The sequence below is a fragment of the Ruegeria sp. AL12 genome (assembly GCF_056540885.1).
Genome location: NZ_JBQFXN010000008.1, coordinates 100,957 through 118,051 on the forward strand (window position 1 = coordinate 100,957; position 17,095 = coordinate 118,051).

Here is a 17,095-nt window from a genome sequence, read left to right on the forward strand (position 1 = left end):
CCTTATTTTCCCAAACAGAAGCTCGAGAAGATTTCATCCAACAGAGTCTCCACGTCTATTCTGCCCACCAGGGATTCAAGAGCGCGTATGGCGGTTCTCAGCTCCTCTGCCGCGATATCATACAGGTCTGGGCCTGATTCCAGAACCGCGATTGCAGATGTGAGTGAGTCCAATGCTCTGGTGATTGCAATGCGGTGACGTTCCCGAGTTGCAATACCATGGGTAGTGGTTCGCTGGCACAGAACACACGATATCTGGTCTACTAACGCATCTATTCCCTGGCCAGTTTTCCCTGACACACCCTTTTCCCCGATCCCTCTAAGATCTGCTTTGGGCAAAACATGTATATCATCTTCCCGCATCTCCACCCCCAGGTCCTTCGGTGTTTCAGACAGGAAAACGCGAAGATCGGCGGCCTCCGCTCTGCTGCGCGCAAGCTCGATACCCAGGTTTTCGACATGATCTTCAGTCTCTCGCAGCCCTGCCGTATCCAGCAAGGTCACCGGTAATCCAGCCAGATCCATGCGAACTTCGATCACATCACGCGTGGTCCCGGCATATTCTGAAGTAATGGCCGCCTCACGGCCCGCCAAGGCATTCAAAAGGGTGGATTTTCCCGCATTTGGAAGGCCGACGATCGCAACCTCGAACCCTGTACGAATTCGCTCGGCAGTCTTGACGCCATCTGCTTCGCGATGAAGGTCCGACATGACGCCTTGGATCAGTTCGCGCACTTCCGGCGTCACATCGGTTGGAACTTCTTCATCAACAAAATCGATGACAGCCTCCAACAGGGACGCAGCCCGTATCAAATCCCGACGCCACCGTTCGGCCAATGTGCCCAGCTCGCCCGCCAGAATGGTCTGCGCCTGCTTACGTTGTGCTTCCGTTTCTGCATCGATTAAATCGGCCAGGCCTTCGACCTGAGTCAGGTCCATCTTGCCGTTTTCCAGTGCCCGGCGTGTGAACTCACCCGGTTCAGCGATGCGCAACCCTTCCGTATCCGACAGGCAACGCAGCACGGCGTTAACAGAGGCGGTGCTTCCATGAATCTGAAGCTCGGCCACGTCCTCACCGGTAAAACTGGCCGGAGCCTGGAAGGTCAAGACCAATCCGTCGTCCAAACGCGCTCCGCCATGATCGGTCAGAGTGCGCAGGACCATGCCACGCTTTGGCAGCGCACCACCCGTCAGGCGCGCCGCTGCTGAATGGGAGTCCGGACCCGAGAGGCGGATGACCGCCACCCCGGCTTTGCCCTGCGCGCTGGCCAAGGCGAATATCGTATCCATTCGAAGGCCTCGCTAGAGTTAAAGACCAGTGTCAGGTGTTCATGGAATCGAAGAATTCGCTGTTTGTCTTTGTCTGCTTCAACTTGGACAACAAGAACTCGATTGCGTCGGTCGTGCCCATCGGGTTGAGGATACGCCGCAGAACGAAGGTCTTGGCCAGATCGCCCTTGTCGACCAGAAGATCCTCTTTCCGCGTGCCGGATTTGAGGATGTCGATGGCCGGGAACACACGCTTGTCCGCGATCTTGCGATCCAGAACGATTTCCGAGTTGCCTGTACCTTTGAATTCTTCAAAGATGACCTCGTCCATCCGGCTGCCGGTATCGATCAGTGCGGTCGCGATGATGGTCAGCGAACCACCCTCCTCAATATTCCGCGCCGCGCCAAAGAAACGCTTGGGCCGTTGCAGGGCGTTTGCGTCCACACCACCGGTCAGAACTTTACCCGAGGATGGGACCACTGTGTTAAAGGCTCTACCAAGTCTTGTGATCGAATCGAGAAGAATAACAACATCTCGTTTATGTTCGACCAAACGCTTGGCTTTTTCGATGACCATTTCTGACACGGCCACGTGGCGGGTCGCGGGTTCATCAAAGGTCGAGGATACGACCTCGCCCTTCACTGAACGCTGCATGTCGGTGACTTCTTCCGGGCGTTCGTCGATCAGCAGGACGATCAGGTAGCATTCCGGGTGGTTGCGCTCGATCGAATGCGCGATGTTTTGCAGGATCACCGTCTTACCGGTGCGCGGCGGCGCCACGATCAACGACCGCTGGCCCTTGCCGATCGGCGCGACCAGGTCGATCACCCGTGCGGACTTGTCCTTGATGGTCGGATCCTCGATCTCCATCTTCAGCCGCTCATCCGGATAAAGCGGCGTCAGGTTGTCGAACAGGATCTTGTGCTTGGCCTTTTCCGGGTCTTCGAAGTTGATCTTGGTCACCTTCGTCAGCGCGAAATAGCGCTCATTCTCATCCGGGGCTTTGATCTCGCCTTCCACGGTATCCCCTGTCCGCAATGAGTGCTGGCGGATCATCTCGGGTGAGACATAGATGTCATCCGGGCCGGGCAGATAGTTCGCCTCGGGCGAGCGCAGGAAGCCGAAACCGTCCTGAAGCACTTCAAGCACGCCATCGCCACCAACGGTCCAGCCTTCATCAGCGCGTTCGCGCAGGATCTGGAACATCATCTCGCCCTTGCGCATGGTCGAGGCGTTTTCGATCTCCAGCTCTTCGGCCATCGCCAGAAGGTCTTTGGGGCTTTTGGCTTTCAGATCAGCAAGATTCAGGGATTCGGTTGTCATGATATATACCTTCACCGCAGGCAACGCGGCACGAAGTGGAATTTCAGTATGGAAGATACGCCGCCCGGACGGGCGTGTTGATCCCTACATAAGCGCAGTGCGGGGCGGAGTCAAACAGGCCCTCAGAACTTCAGAACAACCGCCAGAACGATGGCAACCATCAAAACGGTCGGGACCTCGTTCATCATGCGAAACTGCCGCCCACTGAGCGTGTTTCGCCCTTCCAGAAAATCCTTGCGTCGCGCCATCAGCCAGTGATGGAACCAGGTCATGCCGATCACCGCCGCGCCCTTGACCCAGGGCCAGCTCCAGTCCCATCCCACGATGCCCGGCGTAAACACCATGATCAAACCACAAACCCAAGCCACGATCATCGCCGGTCTCATGATCACACGCAGCAGTTTTTCTTCCATTTCAAAGAAAATGTCCTGTGCGCCTTCGACGGCCTGCGCCTTTTCGACGTGATAGACAAACAACCTGGGCAGATAGAACAGACCCGCCATCCACGAAATCACCGCCATGATATGGAGCGATTTCACCCATGGGTACAAAGTGAACAGAAGATCGGTCATTTCGGCTCCGGGCGTTGTTCGGGACCCTCCCTAATAAAAAAATAGGAAAAGAAAAAGGATGATGGTTTTGTAGGGTGAGTAAAATCCGTGGATTACTTTTTTACACAAGTGTTTTCCCCAGGTGGACAGAACACGGAATTTTTCAGGTGATTCTGTTGGTGGATATTTTTAGCATTTAAAATCAATATCTTATTCACATCATTCCTTGTTCCGCTTGGGGATAACTGGTAGGAGAATTTGGGATATCGGGGTTTTCCAGAGAAACTGACTTATCCTTGTCCGGACGGGATTGGATTTGAGCGACTCGGGGATCTCTGGCGCGAAATCCACGGGGTTGCGTGTCAACCGGAAAACCATACAAAGCACCCCTGAACTCTCAATGATTTGCGCACGGGGTTTTCCACATGTCTGTCCCCATTCTTCTTGCTTCCGGATCCGCCATTCGCGCGCAGCTGCTTGAAAATGCAGGCGTACCGTTTGTGGTTCAAACCGCGCGCGTGGATGAAGAGACGGCCAAACGCGCCCTGCTGGCTGAAAACGCATCTCCACGGGACATTGCCGACACACTCGCAGAAATGAAGGCCCGGAAGGTCAGCGACAAAAACCCCGGTGCCATGGTTCTGGGATGTGATCAGGTTCTGGATTTTGACGGTCAGCTGATGTCAAAGCCGGAAACCCCCGAACAGGCGTTGGCCCAGCTGAAAGCCATGCGAGGCAAGCGGCACATGCTTTTGTCCGCAGCGGTGATCTTTCAGAATGCTCAGCCGGTCTGGCGGCATGTGGGGCAGGTGCGATTGCGGATGCGGGCCAGTTCCGACGCCTATCTGAAGGATTACGTCGCGCGAAACTGGAACAGTATCCGCCACGCCGTCGGAGCTTACAAGCTGGAGGAAGAAGGTGTCCGCCTGTTCGCCACCATTGACGGCGACTATTTTAACGTTTTGGGTATGCCCCTGTTGGAGCTGCTCAACTTTCTGGCTGTCAAAGGGGTAATCGATCAATGACGGACTATCGGGTTCCTTTGGCCGGTGTGATTGGACATCCCATTGGTCACTCACGATCCCCCAAATTGCATGGTCATTGGCTGAAGACATACGGTCTTGCCGGTCATTACATCCCGATGGATGTGGCACCCGCCGACCTGGAAACTGTGCTGCGCACCCTGCCCAAGGCGGGTTTTGTCGGCGCCAATGTGACTGTTCCCCACAAGGAAGCCGCCTTGAGGATCGCGGATCATGCGTCTGACCGCGCAACGGTGATAGGTGCGGCGAACACTCTGGTGTTTCGTGAAGATGGCTCGATCCACGCGGATAACACTGACGGGTACGGGTTCATGGAGAATCTTCGCACCGGTGCGCCGGACTGGAATGCAAAGGACGGGCCGGCTGTTGTCTTCGGCGCCGGAGGAGCCGCGCGCGCCGTGTTGCAGGCATTGTCTGACGCGGGCGTTCCGGAAATCCTGCTGACCAACCGAACCCGTGCCCGGGCGGATCATCTGAAAGAGGAATTCGGTCAACGTATCCGCGTGGTGGATTGGGTTCAGGCCGGAAATGTCATCGAAAACGCAGAACTCGTGGTGAACACCACCTCGTTGGGCATGCAGGGCCAACCGGAATTGCGGGTTCCGCTTGATGGGTTGCAGCCCGGTGCCGTGGTGACGGATCTGGTTTATGCGCCATTGAAAACCCGGCTGTTGCAAACCGCTGAACAGGCGGGATGCACCGCAGTCGATGGGCTGGGCATGTTGTTGCATCAGGCAGTGCCCGGTTTTGAACGCTGGTTCGGTGTGCGCCCCGAAGTTGATGCTGATGCACGTGCGGCGGCCTTGGCATGAGTTTTGCGCTTGGCCTGACCGGTTCCATCGGCATGGGGAAGAGCACAACGGCGCAGATGTTCGTCGAAGAAGGTTGTGCCTTGTGGGATGCGGACGCGGCGGTGCATCGCCTGTATTCCAGGGGGGGCGCGGCCGTTGGCCCCATGGAACGAATGGTTCCGTCGGCCATTCAGGACGGTGCGGTCAACCGGGAGGCGCTGAAACAGGTAATTGCCACGGATCCCGCTGCGCTGAAGGCCATCGAAGCCATCGTCCACCCTCTGGTCGCTGCTGACCGCGCTGCATTTCGTGATACCGCGACAAACGACATCCTGGTGTTCGACATTCCGCTTTTGTTTGAAACGGGCGGTGACGCGGCGATGGACGCGGTGGCGTGTGTTTCGATCCCGGCCGACGAGCAAAAGCGGCGCGTCATGGAACGGGGCACAATGACCGAGGCGCAGTTCGAGCAAATCCGCGCCAAGCAGATGCCGAATGAAGAAAAATGCGCGCGGTCGGATTACGTTATCGTGACCGACACTCTGGACCACGCCCGCGCGCAGGTGCAGGATGTGGTCAGGCAAATACGGGCGGGGATGGCAGATGCGTGAAATTGTACTCGACACCGAAACCACGGGTTTCGATCCCGAAAGCGGTGATCGGATCGTTGAAATCGGCGCCGTTGAACTGTGGAACCACGTCGCAACGGGTGAGACGTATCACGTCTACATCAACCCCGAACGCTCGATGCCGGAAGAGGCATTTGGCGTGCATGGCATCGGCCCGGACCTGTTGGAAAGCCCGCGTCCGCCGGAAAAGGGTGAAGTGACGCTGAAAGACAAACCGGTTTTTGCCAAGATCGGTCACGCTTTTCGCGAATTCGTCGGCGATGCGCGGCTGGTGATCCACAATGCATCTTTCGACATGAAGTTCCTGAATGCCGAACTGAAATGGATGGGTGCCCCGCTCATCCCGATGGAACAGGCGCTGGATACACTGGCGATTGCGCGCAAACGGTTTCCCGGTTCGCCGGCCTCACTGGATGCGCTTTGCCGTCGTTTCAATATCGACAACTCGAACCGTGTGCTGCACGGCGCGTTGCTCGACTCGGAAATCCTGGCCGAGGTTTATCTTGAGCTGATCGGAGGACGACAGCCCGATTTTGGACTGTCAACATCTGCATCATCCGTGGCAGGCGGCGGCGATGATTGGCGACCGGCACCACGAGCAACGCCACTGCCGTCTCGCATTACCGAGGATGAACGCGCGGCACATGATGCATTCATAGAAAAACTGGGCGACAATGCCCTGTGGACCCGCACCTGACCCTGTCAGGCACGGGCCAAACCCTCAGGCGTCTGTCTTCTGGGACTGTTCGGCCTGACGACGCATCAATTCGTTGCGGTACAGGGCGACGAAATCGATATTGTCCAGATTCACCGGTGGGAAACCGCCGTCACGGGTGATGTCGCTGACGATGCGGCGCAGGAACGGGAACAGCATCCGCGGGCATTCGATCATCAGGAACGGGTGCAACTGGTCTTCCGGCACACCTTCCACGTGGAACAGGCCGCAATAGTCCAGTTCACACAGGAACAGAACATCTTCCAGGCCTTTGGCTTTGGATGTCAGGTTCAGCTTGATCGACACTTCGAACTGGTGGTCAGCCGGGCGCTTCTTGGCATCCAGATTCACCTGAACCGCGATTTCGGGCTGTACGTCACCGGAAACACCCTTCTGGGCCATAACGTTCTCAAAGGACATGTCGCGGATGAACTGCCCTAGAACACGCATCTGAACTTGCGGGGCGGCTTTGGCCGCAGTGTTTTCTGCAGCTTTTTCTTCGGCCATGGATCTACTCCAAAAATGAAATTCGCCACTGCTTATCAAGTTGGGCGCGGCACCTCAATGCCGGTGGGGGCCTTCCACCCATTTAGACGGCTTTGACGGATCATTTTTTGGGCGGACCTCGGTAAAGTCACCATCTATGATGTCACCCTGATCGAACGGATTTCCCCGAGACTGAAAACCGGGGCCTTGACCCATCTGAAACTGGGTAACGGTGACTTTCGATCTGAGATACCTGAAAACCGCAACCCGCACGCCGGGAACAAGCAACGCAAATCCAATGGCATCAGTAAAGAATCCCGGTGTAAGCAACAAAGCGCCCGACAACAGGATCATCGCACCATGGGCCAGCGGCTCGGTCGGGTCGTCCAGTTCGGCAAACGACCGTTGCAGGTTTCCCAACGCCATGCGACCTTGTGTCCGCACCAAAACAGTGCCCAAAACCGCCGTCAGCACTACGATGGCAAGGGTTGGCCACAAGCCGATCAACCCGCCAACCTGAATAAACAGCGCGATCTCGATGATGGGCACCAACAAAAATGCCAAGAACAGATACATTTGCGTTATCCTTTCCCTTAGGCCGGGCTGTGGACTTGCCACCTACGGTCACCTACATAGTGGCATGAGGCCGCGTATACAAAGCCGCGGTTCTGAAAAGAGGATGAAATGAACGAACCCATGATCCAGTTGCTGGTCCTGGCCGGAATTGCCGTTTTCCTGATCCTGCGCCTCAAGAGCGTGTTGGGCACGCGTGAAGGTTTTGAGAAACCGCCTGTGCAGCAGCAGCCCGAAGCGCATAAGTCGCGCCGCGATTTCGAAGTGATCGAAGGCGGCCCGGATCATGACATCACAGACCATGTCCCGGAAGACAGCGAGCTGGCACAGACGCTGGCGGCGATGAAACGCGTTGAACCCGGTTTTTCCGTCACCGAGTTTGTTCAGGGTGCCCGCGGTGCCTATGAAATGATCGTGATGGGGTTTGAGAAGGGCAACTTGGACGAGATCCAGCCATTCCTGTCGGAAGAAGTTTTTGAATCCTTCGTTGCGGGCGTCGCCGCACGAGAAGATCAGGGCCTGACGATCGAGGCCGAGTTCATCGGTGTCCGAGAGACGACCCTGACGGATGTGAAATTCGACAAGGATACCAATCAGGCCGAGATCACCATGAAATTCGTGGGTGAACTGACATCGGTCGTGCGGGATCGCGGTGGCGATATCGTCGAAGGCAGCCCCAACACCGTGAAACGCCAAAAGGACAGCTGGACCTTTGCCCGTGTGATGGGCAAGGACGACCCGAACTGGCTGCTTGTTGCCACGGACGCATGATTGCCACGCTCCGGTCGCTTTTACTGGTGGGTGCAATGACCACTGCCAGCGCTGCCGGGGCCGAGGCAACGCGATCCATTCTGTCGTTCGATGATCTGCGTGGCTGGGCCGAGGATGACCACGGTGCAGCCCTGTCAGTTTTTCTGAACACCTGCGGGGATCTGAAGGATCCCGATTGGCGGGCCCTGTGCGGTGTGGCAAGAACCTATGATGCCGAAGCGGCACGGTCGTTCTTTGAGCTCTTTTTTCGCCCTGTTCTGGTCGAGGATGGTGAGGATGCCCTGTTCACGGGGTATTTCGAACCCGAACTTGATGGTGCGCGCACCCGGACGGATCGTTTCAAGTATCCCATCTACAAAATGCCGCCCGAGGCCCGCGCTGAGGGGCCCTGGCTGAGCCGGCGAGAAATCCTGACCAGTGATGTCATGCAGGGCCGCGGGCTTGAGATTGCCTGGGTCGATGACCCCGTAGAGTTGTTTTTTCTGCAAATCCAGGGTTCGGGCCGCGTTCGATTGCCGGATGGCGGCGCTTTGCGCGTCGGGTATGGCGGTGCGAACGGGCATCCCTACAGGTCAATTGGCGTGGAACTGGTGCGGCGCGGCATTCTTGGCGCGCATGAGGTCAGCGCGCAGATGATCCGCGCCTGGGTGCGCAAGAACCCCGAGGCCGGTGCGGAATTGCTGCTCCACAACCCATCATACGTGTTTTTCCGCGAAGTTTCACGTGTCGCGCCCGAGCTTGGGCCGCTGGGCGCCATGAACCGATCTGTCACGACCATGCGCAGCATCGCGGTTGATCCGGCCTATACCCCGCTGGGCGCACCGGTTTGGGTGGAAAAGGACGGCAAGGAACCGATCCGCCGCCTGATGATCGCGCAGGATACAGGTGCGGCCATCAAAGGCGCGCAGCGGGCCGATATCTTTTTCGGAACGGGGGACGAAGCCGGGCAGGCCGCGGGCAAGCTGAAGGATCCGGGCCGGATGGTGCTGTTGCTGCCCATCCAGCGTGCCTATGCCCTGCTGCCGGATGAATTCTGATGACCCGGCGCAAACTGACAAGCGAAGAGATCGAGCTGTGGCGCAAGGTCGCCAAACAGGCCGAGAGGCTGCACCCCGAGATCCCGCAGACGATCCATCCGACCTCTTTGCCGAAACCCAAGCCCAAGAAAACGCCGAAACCGCGTTTTCAGTCATTCGAACTTGGACAGGCCCATCAGTCGAAACCGAAACCGAACGACCTGAAGCCTTCGGTGACGGATACGTTGCGCAATGCACCGGTTCAGATGGACAACAAGGCCTTTGGCCGGATGAAGCGCGGCAAGCTGAAACCCGAAGGCAAGCTGGATCTGCACGGTATGCGGGTGGCTTCGGCCCATCCGGCGCTGATCCGATTTGTCCTGAGCGCGCAGGCACAGGGTAAGCGCCTGGTTCTGGTCGTGACCGGCAAAGGCAAGGATCGGGACGAGCCCGGTCCGATTCCGACGCCGCGCGGCGTTCTGCGAAATCAGGTTCCCCATTGGTTGTCGATCCCACCGCTGGCCCAGGCGGTGTTGCAGGTCACGCCGGCTCATATCAGCCACGGCGGAGACGGGGCGTATTACGTGTATCTCAGGCGCGTGCGTTAAAGGTCGCGACGGGCGCGGGAAATACCGACCCAAACAAGGCTGCATACCAGCACGAAGAACAGGCCAATCCAGAAAAACTGAATGCTCAGCAGGATACCAAGGTCAATCAGAACGCCGGTTAGACCGGGGCCGATGGCTGACCCCAGTACCATGACAGCCGCAGCCAACGCCTTGATGGCCCCGATATGCCGGGTCCCATAGAATTCTGCCCAGAACGCGCTGGGCAACGTGCTGTTCGCTCCGACCGTCAGGCCAAGAAACACCAACCCGATCGTCGCGCCGCTGATTGATTCAGTCATGCCCAGAACCACAAACCCAACCGCCATCGGAAGCTGATAGAATGGCATGATGCGCGCAGTGCCCCATTTGTCCAATGCCCAGCCCGCAGCAAACATCGACAGCAGTGATACCCCGGTAAAGATCGGGAACAGAGCGACCAGTTGGATATGCTGCCAGCCTTTGACCTCGGCGAAATAAACCTGATGGAAGAAAAACGCGGTGATGAATGCCGATGGCGCAAGCACGGCGGGCACCATGAACCAGAACAAGGGGTCAAACAGCGCGTCGCGACGGCTCCAGTGGCGACCCTGCATCCCAATGGCAGAGGATTCGCTGGCAAGGCTTTGCGGTGTTCGTTCCTCGCGCAACAGCCGCATCAACACGGGTATTCCCAAGGCAGTCATCCCCGCCGCGACCACCCACAGCCAACGCCAGTCAAGGTAAACCATGGCTGCAACAAAGATCAGGGGCAGCAGGGCCTCACCGATGGCATAGCCGATGGATGCAATGGAAAGCGCCTTGCCCCGCGTGACCGTAAACCACCGCGCCATGGCGACCGCGGCCAGATGTGTGCTCATCCCCTGACCCAGCAGGCGCAACAGAAAAATCACCACTGGCAACAGGAGCAGCCAGGTATTCAGCGCCATGGCAAGGGCGGCCAGGGCCAACCCAGCCAGAACCGCTGGACCCAGCACCCGGACGCGAAAGATATCCGTCAGCCCTCCGGCCCAGATCATCACGATGGCCGACAGGGTTGTGCCCAATGTGTATAGCCCACCCCACGCACCGTGGCCGAGGCCGAATTCCGCGCGGATTTCACCGGCAAAGATCGAGATGAAGAATGTCTGCCCGAAGCTGGATAAAAACGTCAGAAGAACGCCGGCGCCAAGCCAGGTGGCATTGTCCAGAAGATACCGACGCAGATTGAACCGCGTCACGGAGTGGTAACCTGTGCCTGCCCGGTTTCCGTCAGAACAATTTCAGTGGCCCCGTCTGGATTGCGCTCGCTGGGTGGCACCAGAATATCAATGGTCGGTCGATCTTCACGCCCGAAGGTATTGTTGACACGCCGCAACGAGTTGAGGATCGACAATAAAGCCGGAGAGGTCGCGGCAACGAAATGCGAGGATGCCGCGTCACTGTTGAAAGCAGTCGTGTCGATCACGCTGATCGGGAATTCCTCGAGCGAGTCAACCGAACTGATGTTCCCCAACCGCTGGCCCTCATCCGTGCCACGCAAGCGGCCCGAGATGTTCAGGATCTTGTCCTTTTGCGACACCATTACGATGAACGGATCGGGGGGGTTGTCGATACGTTTCATCTGCGAGCGAAACAGATCAAGATCAAGATCAGGCGAGATCAGAACGACCCCTTCGATGTTTCGCTTGGCCCAGCCGGGTTCCTGCAATTCGGTTTGCCGCATCATCTCCATCGTCAACGCACCGCCCATGGAATGCGCGACCAGAATAACGCGTTTGACACCCATGGCTTTCAGTTCGCGGATGGTCTGTTCCAACCCGTCGCGGGCGAACAGCATACTGTCCAGATCATAGGCATATCCATAGCCCGTCGCGCGGCTGGGCCAGGAATACACCAGCGTTGATCCGGGGAGGCCGATGTCATGTGTCAGTTGCGCCGCGCGGAAGATCGTTTCTGTCTGGGTCGAATTGTAGCCGTGCACAAAGATCGTGACATCATCCTGTCCTCGCAGGTGTTTGCGTAGCCCCTGCGGTCCATCCAACTCGGTCACGTCTGCCAGAACGAATTCTTTCCGCGGATTCGGGTTCGCGTAGGAGAAGCGGAGCGTACCCGGAGTATGCGTGGGTGGAATAGAAACCGTCGTTTCCAGGAACCTGAGCGTTTCACCGCGTCGGAATCCATAGGAGCCATCAGCCTCACGCGCGCGGGTCGTGCTTGCGAAGATGGTTTCAGGTTTTCCGATGTTCACGGCACCGGGCACGACCTCGGACACCGTCCGGTCGACACAGGCGCTGAGCGAAAGGGATATGAACAGAATGACGAAGTATCGCAGCACGGGCCAGACCTCGGGGTGACTTGTGCACACGCTAGCCTATTCCTGCGCGACGTCCAGCATGGCAAGACCAAAACAACGGCAAAAAACGGCTGGCCGTGTTACAAAACGTAACGGCTCAGATCAGAGGACTTGGTCAATTCACCAAGATTGTCGCTGACGAACTGTGCATCAACGGTGATCTCCGAACCGGCTTTGTCCGGTGCAGCGAAGGACAGTTCTTCGAAAACCCGCTCCATGACCGTGTAAAGCCGCCGCGCGCCGATGTTTTCGATGCTCTGGTTCACGTCAGCCGCAATCTTCGCCAACGCCGCGATGCCGTCCTCGGTAAAGCTGACGGTCACGTCCTCGGTGCCCATCAACGCCGTGTATTGCAAGGTCAGGGCATTGTCGGTTTCGGTCAGGATGCGCACGAAGTCTTCTTCGGTCAGGGCGCGCAGTTCGACGCGGATCGGCAGGCGCCCTTGCAATTCCGGCAACAGATCCGACGGTTTGGCGATATGAAACGCACCCGAGGCGATGAACAGGATATGATCCGTTTTGACCGGGCCATGCTTGGTGCTGACGGTGGTTCCCTCGATCAAGGGCAGAAGGTCGCGCTGCACGCCTTCGCGGCTGACATCGCCGCCGCGTGCGTCAGAGCGGGCGCAGACCTTGTCGATCTCATCCAGAAATACGATGCCGTTCTGTTCGACGGATTCCAGCGCGGTGCGGGTGACGGTTTCATCATCCAGCAGCTTGTCGGCCTCTTCCCCGATCAGCGCATCATAGCTTTCGGCGACGGTCATGCGTTTCTTGACGGTCCGCCCGCCAAAGGCCTTGCCGAAAATGTCGCCCAGATTCATCATGCCCATCTGACCGCCCGGCTGCCCCGGAATGTCGAACATCGGCATCGGGTTCGAGGTGTCGGACAGTTCCAGCTCGATCACCGTGTCGTCCAGTTCGCCGGCTTTCAGCTTTTTGCGGAACATCTCGCGCGTGCCTTCGCGCGCATCCGCGCCAGCAATGGCTTCGATCACCCGGTCTTCGGCGGCCTGATGGGCTTTGGCCTTGACGTCTTCGCGCATGAACTCGCGGGTTTGCAGGATGGCCGCATCAGCCAGATCGCGCACGATCTGTTCCACATCACGACCGACATATCCGACTTCGGTGAATTTGGTGGCCTCGACCTTGATAAACGGCGCGCGGGCCAGTTTGGCCAGACGGCGGCTGATTTCGGTCTTGCCGACGCCGGTGGGGCCGATCATCAGGATGTTCTTGGGATAGACTTCCTCGCGGATGTCGTCCGGCAATTGCTTGCGGCGCCAGCGATTGCGCAGGGCGACGGCCACGGCACGCTTGGCGTCCTTCTGCCCGATGATGAAGCGATCCAGTTCCGAGACAATCTCGCGCGGGGTCAGGTCGGTCAAAGGGCAGTCCTTTCGGTCGGCATTTGTTTCATGCGGCTTAGGTAATCACCGCGCGGGCGAAAACAACCAAGCCTGTATTCATGGCCGCGTTGGTTAGCAATGCCGGCTCAGGTTTGCAAATGCTTTGCTTGGGGAATGCGCGAACCCTCTGCTACAGTGATTTCAAGGGTTTGAGGGTCAGGAGCGTAAGACATGACAAATATTGCCAAGATTACCCTTCTGTTTGTGGTGTTTGTGGATCTGATCGGACAGGGGTTGGTCTTTCCCATCATCAACTCGCTGATCATGGAAACGAAATCCGGGTTTCTGCCCGAAAACACGCCCGAGGGGCGCAGGCATTTCTATTACGGCCTCGTGATCGGGTGCTTTTTCCTGTCTTGGTTTCTGGGCGTTGTCTATGTTTCGAAAGTATCGGATTCGATCGGGCGCAAGAACGCTTTGCTGGTGTGCCTGGGCGGTGCTCTGGCCGGGTATGCCCTGACCATTGCCGCGCTTTATCTCAACAGCCTTCTTCTGCTGATCGTCGGGCGTTCGATTACCGGGTTCACTGCGGGCAACCAACCCATTGCGCAAGCGGCGATGATCGACGGCAGCACCGACGCGACAGACCGGGACCGGAACATGGGTTATATCGTGACAGGCGTCAGCTTTGGCCTTGTGGGCGGGCCGATCATCGGCGCGGTCTTGTCTGACGCCGCCCTGCTGGGCGGCTTCGCCACGCTGAGAACGCCCTTTTACGGTGCATTTGTCCTTGTCCTGATTGCAATCTTTCTGGTCCTGTTTTTCTTCCAGGATACCCGAACGGATCGTGCGCCTTTTGTCTTCCGTCCCCGTGACATAACAGACAGCCTGATGGCGGTGCGTGGTCATCCGGTGGTGTTGAAGATCCTGCCGGTCTATTCGTTCTTCATGATCGCCAATGTCACCTTCTACGTCTTTGTCGACAATTTCCTGACCAGCGCCTTCGGATACGGAGTTATCGGTGGCAGCATGGCGATGGTCGTCATCGGTGTGGCGCTGGCCTTCTCCAGCACGTTCCTGGTGAAACCCGCGCAAGAGAAATTCAGCAAACATGCGATAATCCACACGTCACTCATCGTCATGGTGATCTGCGGTTTCGCGTTCGCCTTCAGCCCAAGCGGCGTGTTCAGTTATGTGCCGGTCTTTTTCTTCTATTTCCTGTTCGGAATCGCCTACCCCACCATGCTTGGGCTGTTCTCTTCCAGCGTCAGCGAAGCGGATCAGGGCTGGGTCATGGGTGTGACCACTGCCGTGTTCTGCCTTGCGGGCGGGATCATGTCGCTGATCGGGGGCGGATTGATGAGCATCGATATCCGCGTGCCCTACTACATCGTGGTCATCGCAGCGATCATTGGCCTGATCGGCATGCATCGCCGCTGGAAAGGCAAGGAGATCGTGGCGCTGTTAGCCTGAGATCGTCTCAACCGTCAGATTGCCATTGGTATAGACACAGATATCGGCCGCGATGGACATTGCCTGACGCGCGACCTCCTCCGCCGACTTGTCACTGTCCATCATCGCGCGGGCAGCGGCCAGGGCAAAATTGCCCCCGGATCCGATGGCAGCCACGTTGTGTTCAGGTTCCAGCACGTCACCCGCCCCGGTGATCACGAACATGTCCTTGCCGTCCGTGACGATCAGCATCGCTTCGAGCTTTTGCAGGTATTTGTCGGTACGCCAGTCTTTGGCCAATTCCACAGAAGCACGGGCAAGTTGGCCCGGTGTCGCCTCGAGCTTGGCCTCCAGCCGTTCCAGCAAGGTGAAGGCGTCTGCCGTCGACCCGGCAAAGCCGGCGACAACTTCGGACCCTCCGGGGGACAGGCGACGCACCTTGCGGGCCGTGCCCTTGATCACGGTTTGACCCAGGCTGACCTGCCCATCACCGGCTATGACGATCTGACCGTCCTTCTTGACGCCAATGATCGTCGTGCCGTGCCAACCGGGAAAGTCGTTGTCTGCCATGATCGTCTCCGTTTTCGCTGGCGGTATATATGGGCTGGGTCGCAGGTTGGCGCAACCCGTTCTTCAATTGCCTAAAAGATATGCAAAAAACGCATTCCGGGGTTACCAGACCAGCAATTGTGAGTCCGGGCATGCAGGACTACATGAGGCTTACAACCGACAACGGGTCGGCTGTTTCTTCACAAAGGACCGCGCACATGGCAACCACAGCTAACATTCATGCGCCGCTCGGAGCAGCTACCATCCTGCACGTAGTGGACGCGTTCACCAATGTCGTCAACACCGTTGTCGAATGGAAAGAATCCCGCAAAACCCGCAAACTCCTGTCGGAACTCAGCGACGCCCAGCTTGACGATATCGGCCTGAGCCGCGCAGACATCGCCGATCTCTGATGTTCCCGCAGATCAGCAACTCGAGACAGCCGCACGGATTTCCGAGCGGCTTTTTCTTTGTTCAGCCCTGAACGTATTTTCCAGCAAGATCAGGCAGAAACGCCTCGATCGCCGCAGTTGCAACCACGTGCCGCGTTCCCGCTTCTTCGTCGACAACGTCAAGCCCACCTTTGACTGCGCGAACCTCGGCCCTGCCCCGCGGCAGATCCGAGGCAACCAGATCGCAATCCACCTGTTCAGGATCCTGCACGCCGATCGTGACGCTGACGCGCATTTCGGAATGGTCGATCCCCAGCTTTGAAAACAACGTGATGGATGAATGGTGCAAAGCATCCTGCACCGCGCGGCGGGCTGCCTTGGTATAGTCCTGGCCGTACAGATCGTTACCTGTTCCCATCTCCAGAATGATGCGTTTTTCGCTCATTGCGCGGGCTCCATGTCGAAGGAAACGATCAGGGCGGCGTTGGCGATGACCGTGTGCCCGTCACTGTGGGGTTTTGCGATGTCCAGCCCGCCTTTGGTGACAGTAATGTTGGGATGACCATAGGGAAAGACAGCCTTCAACGCTTCGGTGTCCACCTGATCCGGCTGCTGAACCCCTATTTCGGCATCAATGATCATCGCTTCTTTCGGAAACCCGAACAGTTCCGCGATGTTGACCGAGTTGTGCCAAAGCGCATCCTTGATCGCCCGCAGTGACGCCTGAGTATAGTCCATCCGGCGCAGGGATGTGCCCATCCCGAATTCCACAAGGACCCGCGTTTTTGCCATTGGTGTCTCCGATGTCTTCAATAGAAAAGGCGCCCCGATCTGAGGCGCCTTCGAGATAATCTGTTAGGACCAGATCAGATGGATTCGTCGATCCAGCTTTGCAGGGCGGCTTTGGGCGCCGCGCCCGCGCGGTTGGAAACGACCTGACCGTCCTTGAAGATGAACAGCGCGGGGATGCCACGTACACCCATGGCGGCGGCTGAGTTCGGGTTGCTGTCCACATCGACCTTGGCGATTTTGACTTTGTCGCCATACTCGGCCGCCAGCTCTTCCAGCGCAGGGCCGATTTGCTTGCAGGGGCCGCACCATTCGGCCCAGAAATCCACGACCACGGGAACGGTCGAATTCTTGACTTCGGCGTCAAAGGTGTCGTCGGTAACGGCTACGGTCGACATATTCTGTCTCCTGAATGGGGTAAACTTGGGAACAGAACGTATGTGCCGCTTCGGGTAAG

The 17,095-nt window shown here is 57.7% G+C and carries 21 protein-coding genes; 9 read left to right on the forward strand and 12 right to left on the reverse strand.

Annotated features, from left to right (window positions below):
• Nucleotides 1–2: 2 nt before the first annotated feature.
• The 3 genes from mnmE to ACR0C6_RS17420 all read right to left on the reverse strand — a co-directional run bounded on the left by mnmE (nt 3) and on the right by ACR0C6_RS17420 (nt 3,164).
• The gene (gene mnmE / locus ACR0C6_RS17410) at nt 3–1,289 is read right to left on the reverse strand and encodes a tRNA uridine-5-carboxymethylaminomethyl(34) synthesis GTPase MnmE (RefSeq protein WP_480446503.1); all 1,287 of its coding nucleotides are present in this window, start codon (nt 1,287–1,289) and stop codon (nt 3–5) included.
• A gap of 31 nt (nt 1,290–1,320) precedes the next feature.
• A complete protein-coding gene (rho, locus tag ACR0C6_RS17415) occupies nt 1,321–2,592 on the reverse strand; it encodes a transcription termination factor Rho (protein WP_152459614.1) in 1,272 nt (423 codons plus the stop codon).
• A 122-nt stretch (nt 2,593–2,714) separates the two neighbouring features.
• Entirely contained in the window at nt 2,715–3,164 is a 450-nt protein-coding gene (locus tag ACR0C6_RS17420; protein ID WP_171171524.1) for a CopD family protein, read from the reverse strand.
• Between the two features lie 404 nt (nt 3,165–3,568).
• Here ACR0C6_RS17420 and ACR0C6_RS17425 point away from each other — a divergent pair, with 404 nt between their 5' ends.
• From ACR0C6_RS17425 to dnaQ, 4 genes are read left to right on the forward strand one after another with little or no spacing between them, the layout of a single operon-like run.
• Complete coding sequence (locus tag ACR0C6_RS17425; RefSeq protein ID WP_480446502.1) at nt 3,569–4,168, forward strand: Maf family protein; 600 nt, start codon at nt 3,569–3,571, stop codon at nt 4,166–4,168.
• Nucleotides 4,165–4,998 (forward strand): shikimate dehydrogenase, encoded by an 834-nt coding sequence (locus ACR0C6_RS17430; protein ID WP_480446501.1) that lies wholly within the window; start codon nt 4,165–4,167, stop codon nt 4,996–4,998. Before ACR0C6_RS17425 ends, ACR0C6_RS17430 begins: the two co-directional genes overlap by 4 nt.
• A complete protein-coding gene (gene coaE / locus ACR0C6_RS17435) occupies nt 4,995–5,588 on the forward strand; it encodes a dephospho-CoA kinase (RefSeq protein ID WP_480620428.1) in 594 nt (197 codons plus the stop codon). Before ACR0C6_RS17430 ends, coaE begins: the two co-directional genes overlap by 4 nt.
• Complete coding sequence (gene dnaQ / locus ACR0C6_RS17440) at nt 5,581–6,303, forward strand: DNA polymerase III subunit epsilon (protein ID WP_480446499.1); 723 nt, start codon at nt 5,581–5,583, stop codon at nt 6,301–6,303. Before coaE ends, dnaQ begins: the two co-directional genes overlap by 8 nt.
• A gap of 24 nt (nt 6,304–6,327) precedes the next feature.
• Here the strand turns inward: dnaQ and secB are convergent, their stop codons facing one another.
• A complete protein-coding gene (gene secB, locus ACR0C6_RS17445; protein WP_152459620.1) occupies nt 6,328–6,828 on the reverse strand; it encodes a protein-export chaperone SecB in 501 nt (166 codons plus the stop codon).
• Nucleotides 6,829–6,882: 54 nt separating this feature from the next.
• Entirely contained in the window at nt 6,883–7,383 is a 501-nt protein-coding gene (locus ACR0C6_RS17450; protein ID WP_152459621.1) for an FxsA family protein, read from the reverse strand.
• A 108-nt stretch (nt 7,384–7,491) separates the two neighbouring features.
• Here ACR0C6_RS17450 and ACR0C6_RS17455 point away from each other — a divergent pair, with 108 nt between their 5' ends.
• Genes ACR0C6_RS17455 through ACR0C6_RS17465 form a run of 3 tightly spaced genes read left to right on the forward strand, consistent with a single transcriptional unit; the run spans nt 7,492 to nt 9,775 of the window.
• A complete protein-coding gene (locus ACR0C6_RS17455) occupies nt 7,492–8,151 on the forward strand; it encodes a Tim44/TimA family putative adaptor protein (RefSeq protein WP_152459622.1) in 660 nt (219 codons plus the stop codon).
• Nucleotides 8,148–9,188: a murein transglycosylase A gene (gene mltA / locus ACR0C6_RS17460; RefSeq protein WP_224858488.1), complete on the forward strand. Its 1,041-nt coding sequence runs from the start codon at nt 8,148–8,150 to the stop codon at nt 9,186–9,188. Before ACR0C6_RS17455 ends, mltA begins: the two co-directional genes overlap by 4 nt.
• Nucleotides 9,188–9,775, forward strand: coding sequence for a Smr/MutS family protein (locus ACR0C6_RS17465; RefSeq protein WP_480620430.1), 588 nt, complete (start codon nt 9,188–9,190; stop codon nt 9,773–9,775). The genes mltA and ACR0C6_RS17465 overlap by 1 nt, the downstream gene beginning before the upstream one ends.
• On the opposite strand, the gene ACR0C6_RS17470 is transcribed toward ACR0C6_RS17465, so the two are convergent.
• From ACR0C6_RS17470 to hslU, 3 genes are all read right to left on the reverse strand, one after another.
• Nucleotides 9,772–10,992, reverse strand: a complete 1,221-nt coding sequence (locus tag ACR0C6_RS17470; protein WP_480620432.1) for an MFS transporter — start codon at nt 10,990–10,992, stop codon at nt 9,772–9,774. The genes ACR0C6_RS17465 and ACR0C6_RS17470 overlap by 4 nt on opposite strands.
• Nucleotides 10,989–12,089 carry an alpha/beta hydrolase gene (locus ACR0C6_RS17475; protein WP_152459625.1) on the reverse strand — a complete coding sequence of 367 codons (1,101 nt, stop codon included), beginning with the start codon at nt 12,087–12,089 and terminating at the stop codon, nt 10,989–10,991. Before ACR0C6_RS17475 ends, ACR0C6_RS17470 begins: the two co-directional genes overlap by 4 nt.
• Nucleotides 12,090–12,187: 98 nt before the next feature.
• The gene (gene hslU / locus ACR0C6_RS17480; RefSeq protein WP_152459626.1) at nt 12,188–13,495 is read right to left on the reverse strand and encodes an ATP-dependent protease ATPase subunit HslU; all 1,308 of its coding nucleotides are present in this window, start codon (nt 13,493–13,495) and stop codon (nt 12,188–12,190) included.
• Between the two features lie 192 nt (nt 13,496–13,687).
• Between hslU and ACR0C6_RS17485 the strand changes: the two genes are divergently transcribed.
• Entirely contained in the window at nt 13,688–14,929 is a 1,242-nt protein-coding gene (locus ACR0C6_RS17485; protein ID WP_480620434.1) for an MFS transporter, read from the forward strand.
• On the opposite strand, the gene hslV is transcribed toward ACR0C6_RS17485, so the two are convergent.
• A complete protein-coding gene (gene hslV / locus ACR0C6_RS17490) occupies nt 14,921–15,478 on the reverse strand; it encodes an ATP-dependent protease subunit HslV (RefSeq protein ID WP_171230161.1) in 558 nt (185 codons plus the stop codon). The genes ACR0C6_RS17485 and hslV overlap by 9 nt on opposite strands.
• Nucleotides 15,479–15,675: 197 nt before the next feature.
• On the opposite strand from hslV, the gene ACR0C6_RS17495 reads away from it, so the two are divergent.
• Entirely contained in the window at nt 15,676–15,870 is a 195-nt protein-coding gene (locus ACR0C6_RS17495; RefSeq protein WP_152459629.1) for a DUF1127 domain-containing protein, read from the forward strand.
• A gap of 61 nt (nt 15,871–15,931) precedes the next feature.
• Here the strand turns inward: ACR0C6_RS17495 and ACR0C6_RS17500 are convergent, their stop codons facing one another.
• From ACR0C6_RS17500 to trxA, 3 genes are all read right to left on the reverse strand, one after another.
• Nucleotides 15,932–16,294, reverse strand: coding sequence for a Lin0512 family protein (locus tag ACR0C6_RS17500; protein WP_152459630.1), 363 nt, complete (start codon nt 16,292–16,294; stop codon nt 15,932–15,934).
• Complete coding sequence (locus ACR0C6_RS17505; protein WP_152459631.1) at nt 16,291–16,641, reverse strand: Lin0512 family protein; 351 nt, start codon at nt 16,639–16,641, stop codon at nt 16,291–16,293. Before ACR0C6_RS17505 ends, ACR0C6_RS17500 begins: the two co-directional genes overlap by 4 nt.
• Before the next feature lie 74 nt (nt 16,642–16,715).
• A complete protein-coding gene (gene trxA / locus ACR0C6_RS17510; protein ID WP_367396964.1) occupies nt 16,716–17,078 on the reverse strand; it encodes a thioredoxin in 363 nt (120 codons plus the stop codon).
• Between the last annotated feature and the right edge of the window lie 17 nt (nt 17,079–17,095).

What these genes read in the sequence shown, in the direction of transcription:
- mnmE (WP_480446503.1), bottom strand. Translation starts at nt 1,289, where the DNA reads ATGGATACGATATTCGCCTTGGCCAGCGCGCAGGGCAAAGCCGGGGTG.
- coaE (WP_480620428.1), top strand. Translation starts at nt 4,995, where the DNA reads ATGAGTTTTGCGCTTGGCCTGACCGGTTCCATCGGCATGGGGAAGAGC.
- hslV (WP_171230161.1), bottom strand. Translation starts at nt 15,478, where the DNA reads ATGGCAGACAACGACTTTCCCGGTTGGCACGGCACGACGATCATTGGC.
- ACR0C6_RS17455 (WP_152459622.1), top strand. Translation starts at nt 7,492, where the DNA reads ATGAACGAACCCATGATCCAGTTGCTGGTCCTGGCCGGAATTGCCGTT.
- secB (WP_152459620.1), bottom strand. Translation starts at nt 6,828, where the DNA reads ATGGCCGAAGAAAAAGCTGCAGAAAACACTGCGGCCAAAGCCGCCCCG.
- dnaQ (WP_480446499.1), top strand. Translation starts at nt 5,581, where the DNA reads ATGCGTGAAATTGTACTCGACACCGAAACCACGGGTTTCGATCCCGAA.
- ACR0C6_RS17450 (WP_152459621.1), bottom strand. Translation starts at nt 7,383, where the DNA reads ATGTATCTGTTCTTGGCATTTTTGTTGGTGCCCATCATCGAGATCGCG.
- ACR0C6_RS17505 (WP_152459631.1), bottom strand. Translation starts at nt 16,641, where the DNA reads ATGGCAAAAACGCGGGTCCTTGTGGAATTCGGGATGGGCACATCCCTG.
- rho (WP_152459614.1), bottom strand. Translation starts at nt 2,592, where the DNA reads ATGACAACCGAATCCCTGAATCTTGCTGATCTGAAAGCCAAAAGCCCC.
- ACR0C6_RS17495 (WP_152459629.1), top strand. Translation starts at nt 15,676, where the DNA reads ATGGCAACCACAGCTAACATTCATGCGCCGCTCGGAGCAGCTACCATC.
- ACR0C6_RS17500 (WP_152459630.1), bottom strand. Translation starts at nt 16,294, where the DNA reads ATGAGCGAAAAACGCATCATTCTGGAGATGGGAACAGGTAACGATCTG.
- ACR0C6_RS17485 (WP_480620434.1), top strand. Translation starts at nt 13,688, where the DNA reads ATGACAAATATTGCCAAGATTACCCTTCTGTTTGTGGTGTTTGTGGAT.
- ACR0C6_RS17425 (WP_480446502.1), top strand. Translation starts at nt 3,569, where the DNA reads ATGTCTGTCCCCATTCTTCTTGCTTCCGGATCCGCCATTCGCGCGCAG.
- ACR0C6_RS17465 (WP_480620430.1), top strand. Translation starts at nt 9,188, where the DNA reads ATGACCCGGCGCAAACTGACAAGCGAAGAGATCGAGCTGTGGCGCAAG.
- ACR0C6_RS17430 (WP_480446501.1), top strand. Translation starts at nt 4,165, where the DNA reads ATGACGGACTATCGGGTTCCTTTGGCCGGTGTGATTGGACATCCCATT.
- mltA (WP_224858488.1), top strand. Translation starts at nt 8,148, where the DNA reads ATGATTGCCACGCTCCGGTCGCTTTTACTGGTGGGTGCAATGACCACT.
- ACR0C6_RS17420 (WP_171171524.1), bottom strand. Translation starts at nt 3,164, where the DNA reads ATGACCGATCTTCTGTTCACTTTGTACCCATGGGTGAAATCGCTCCAT.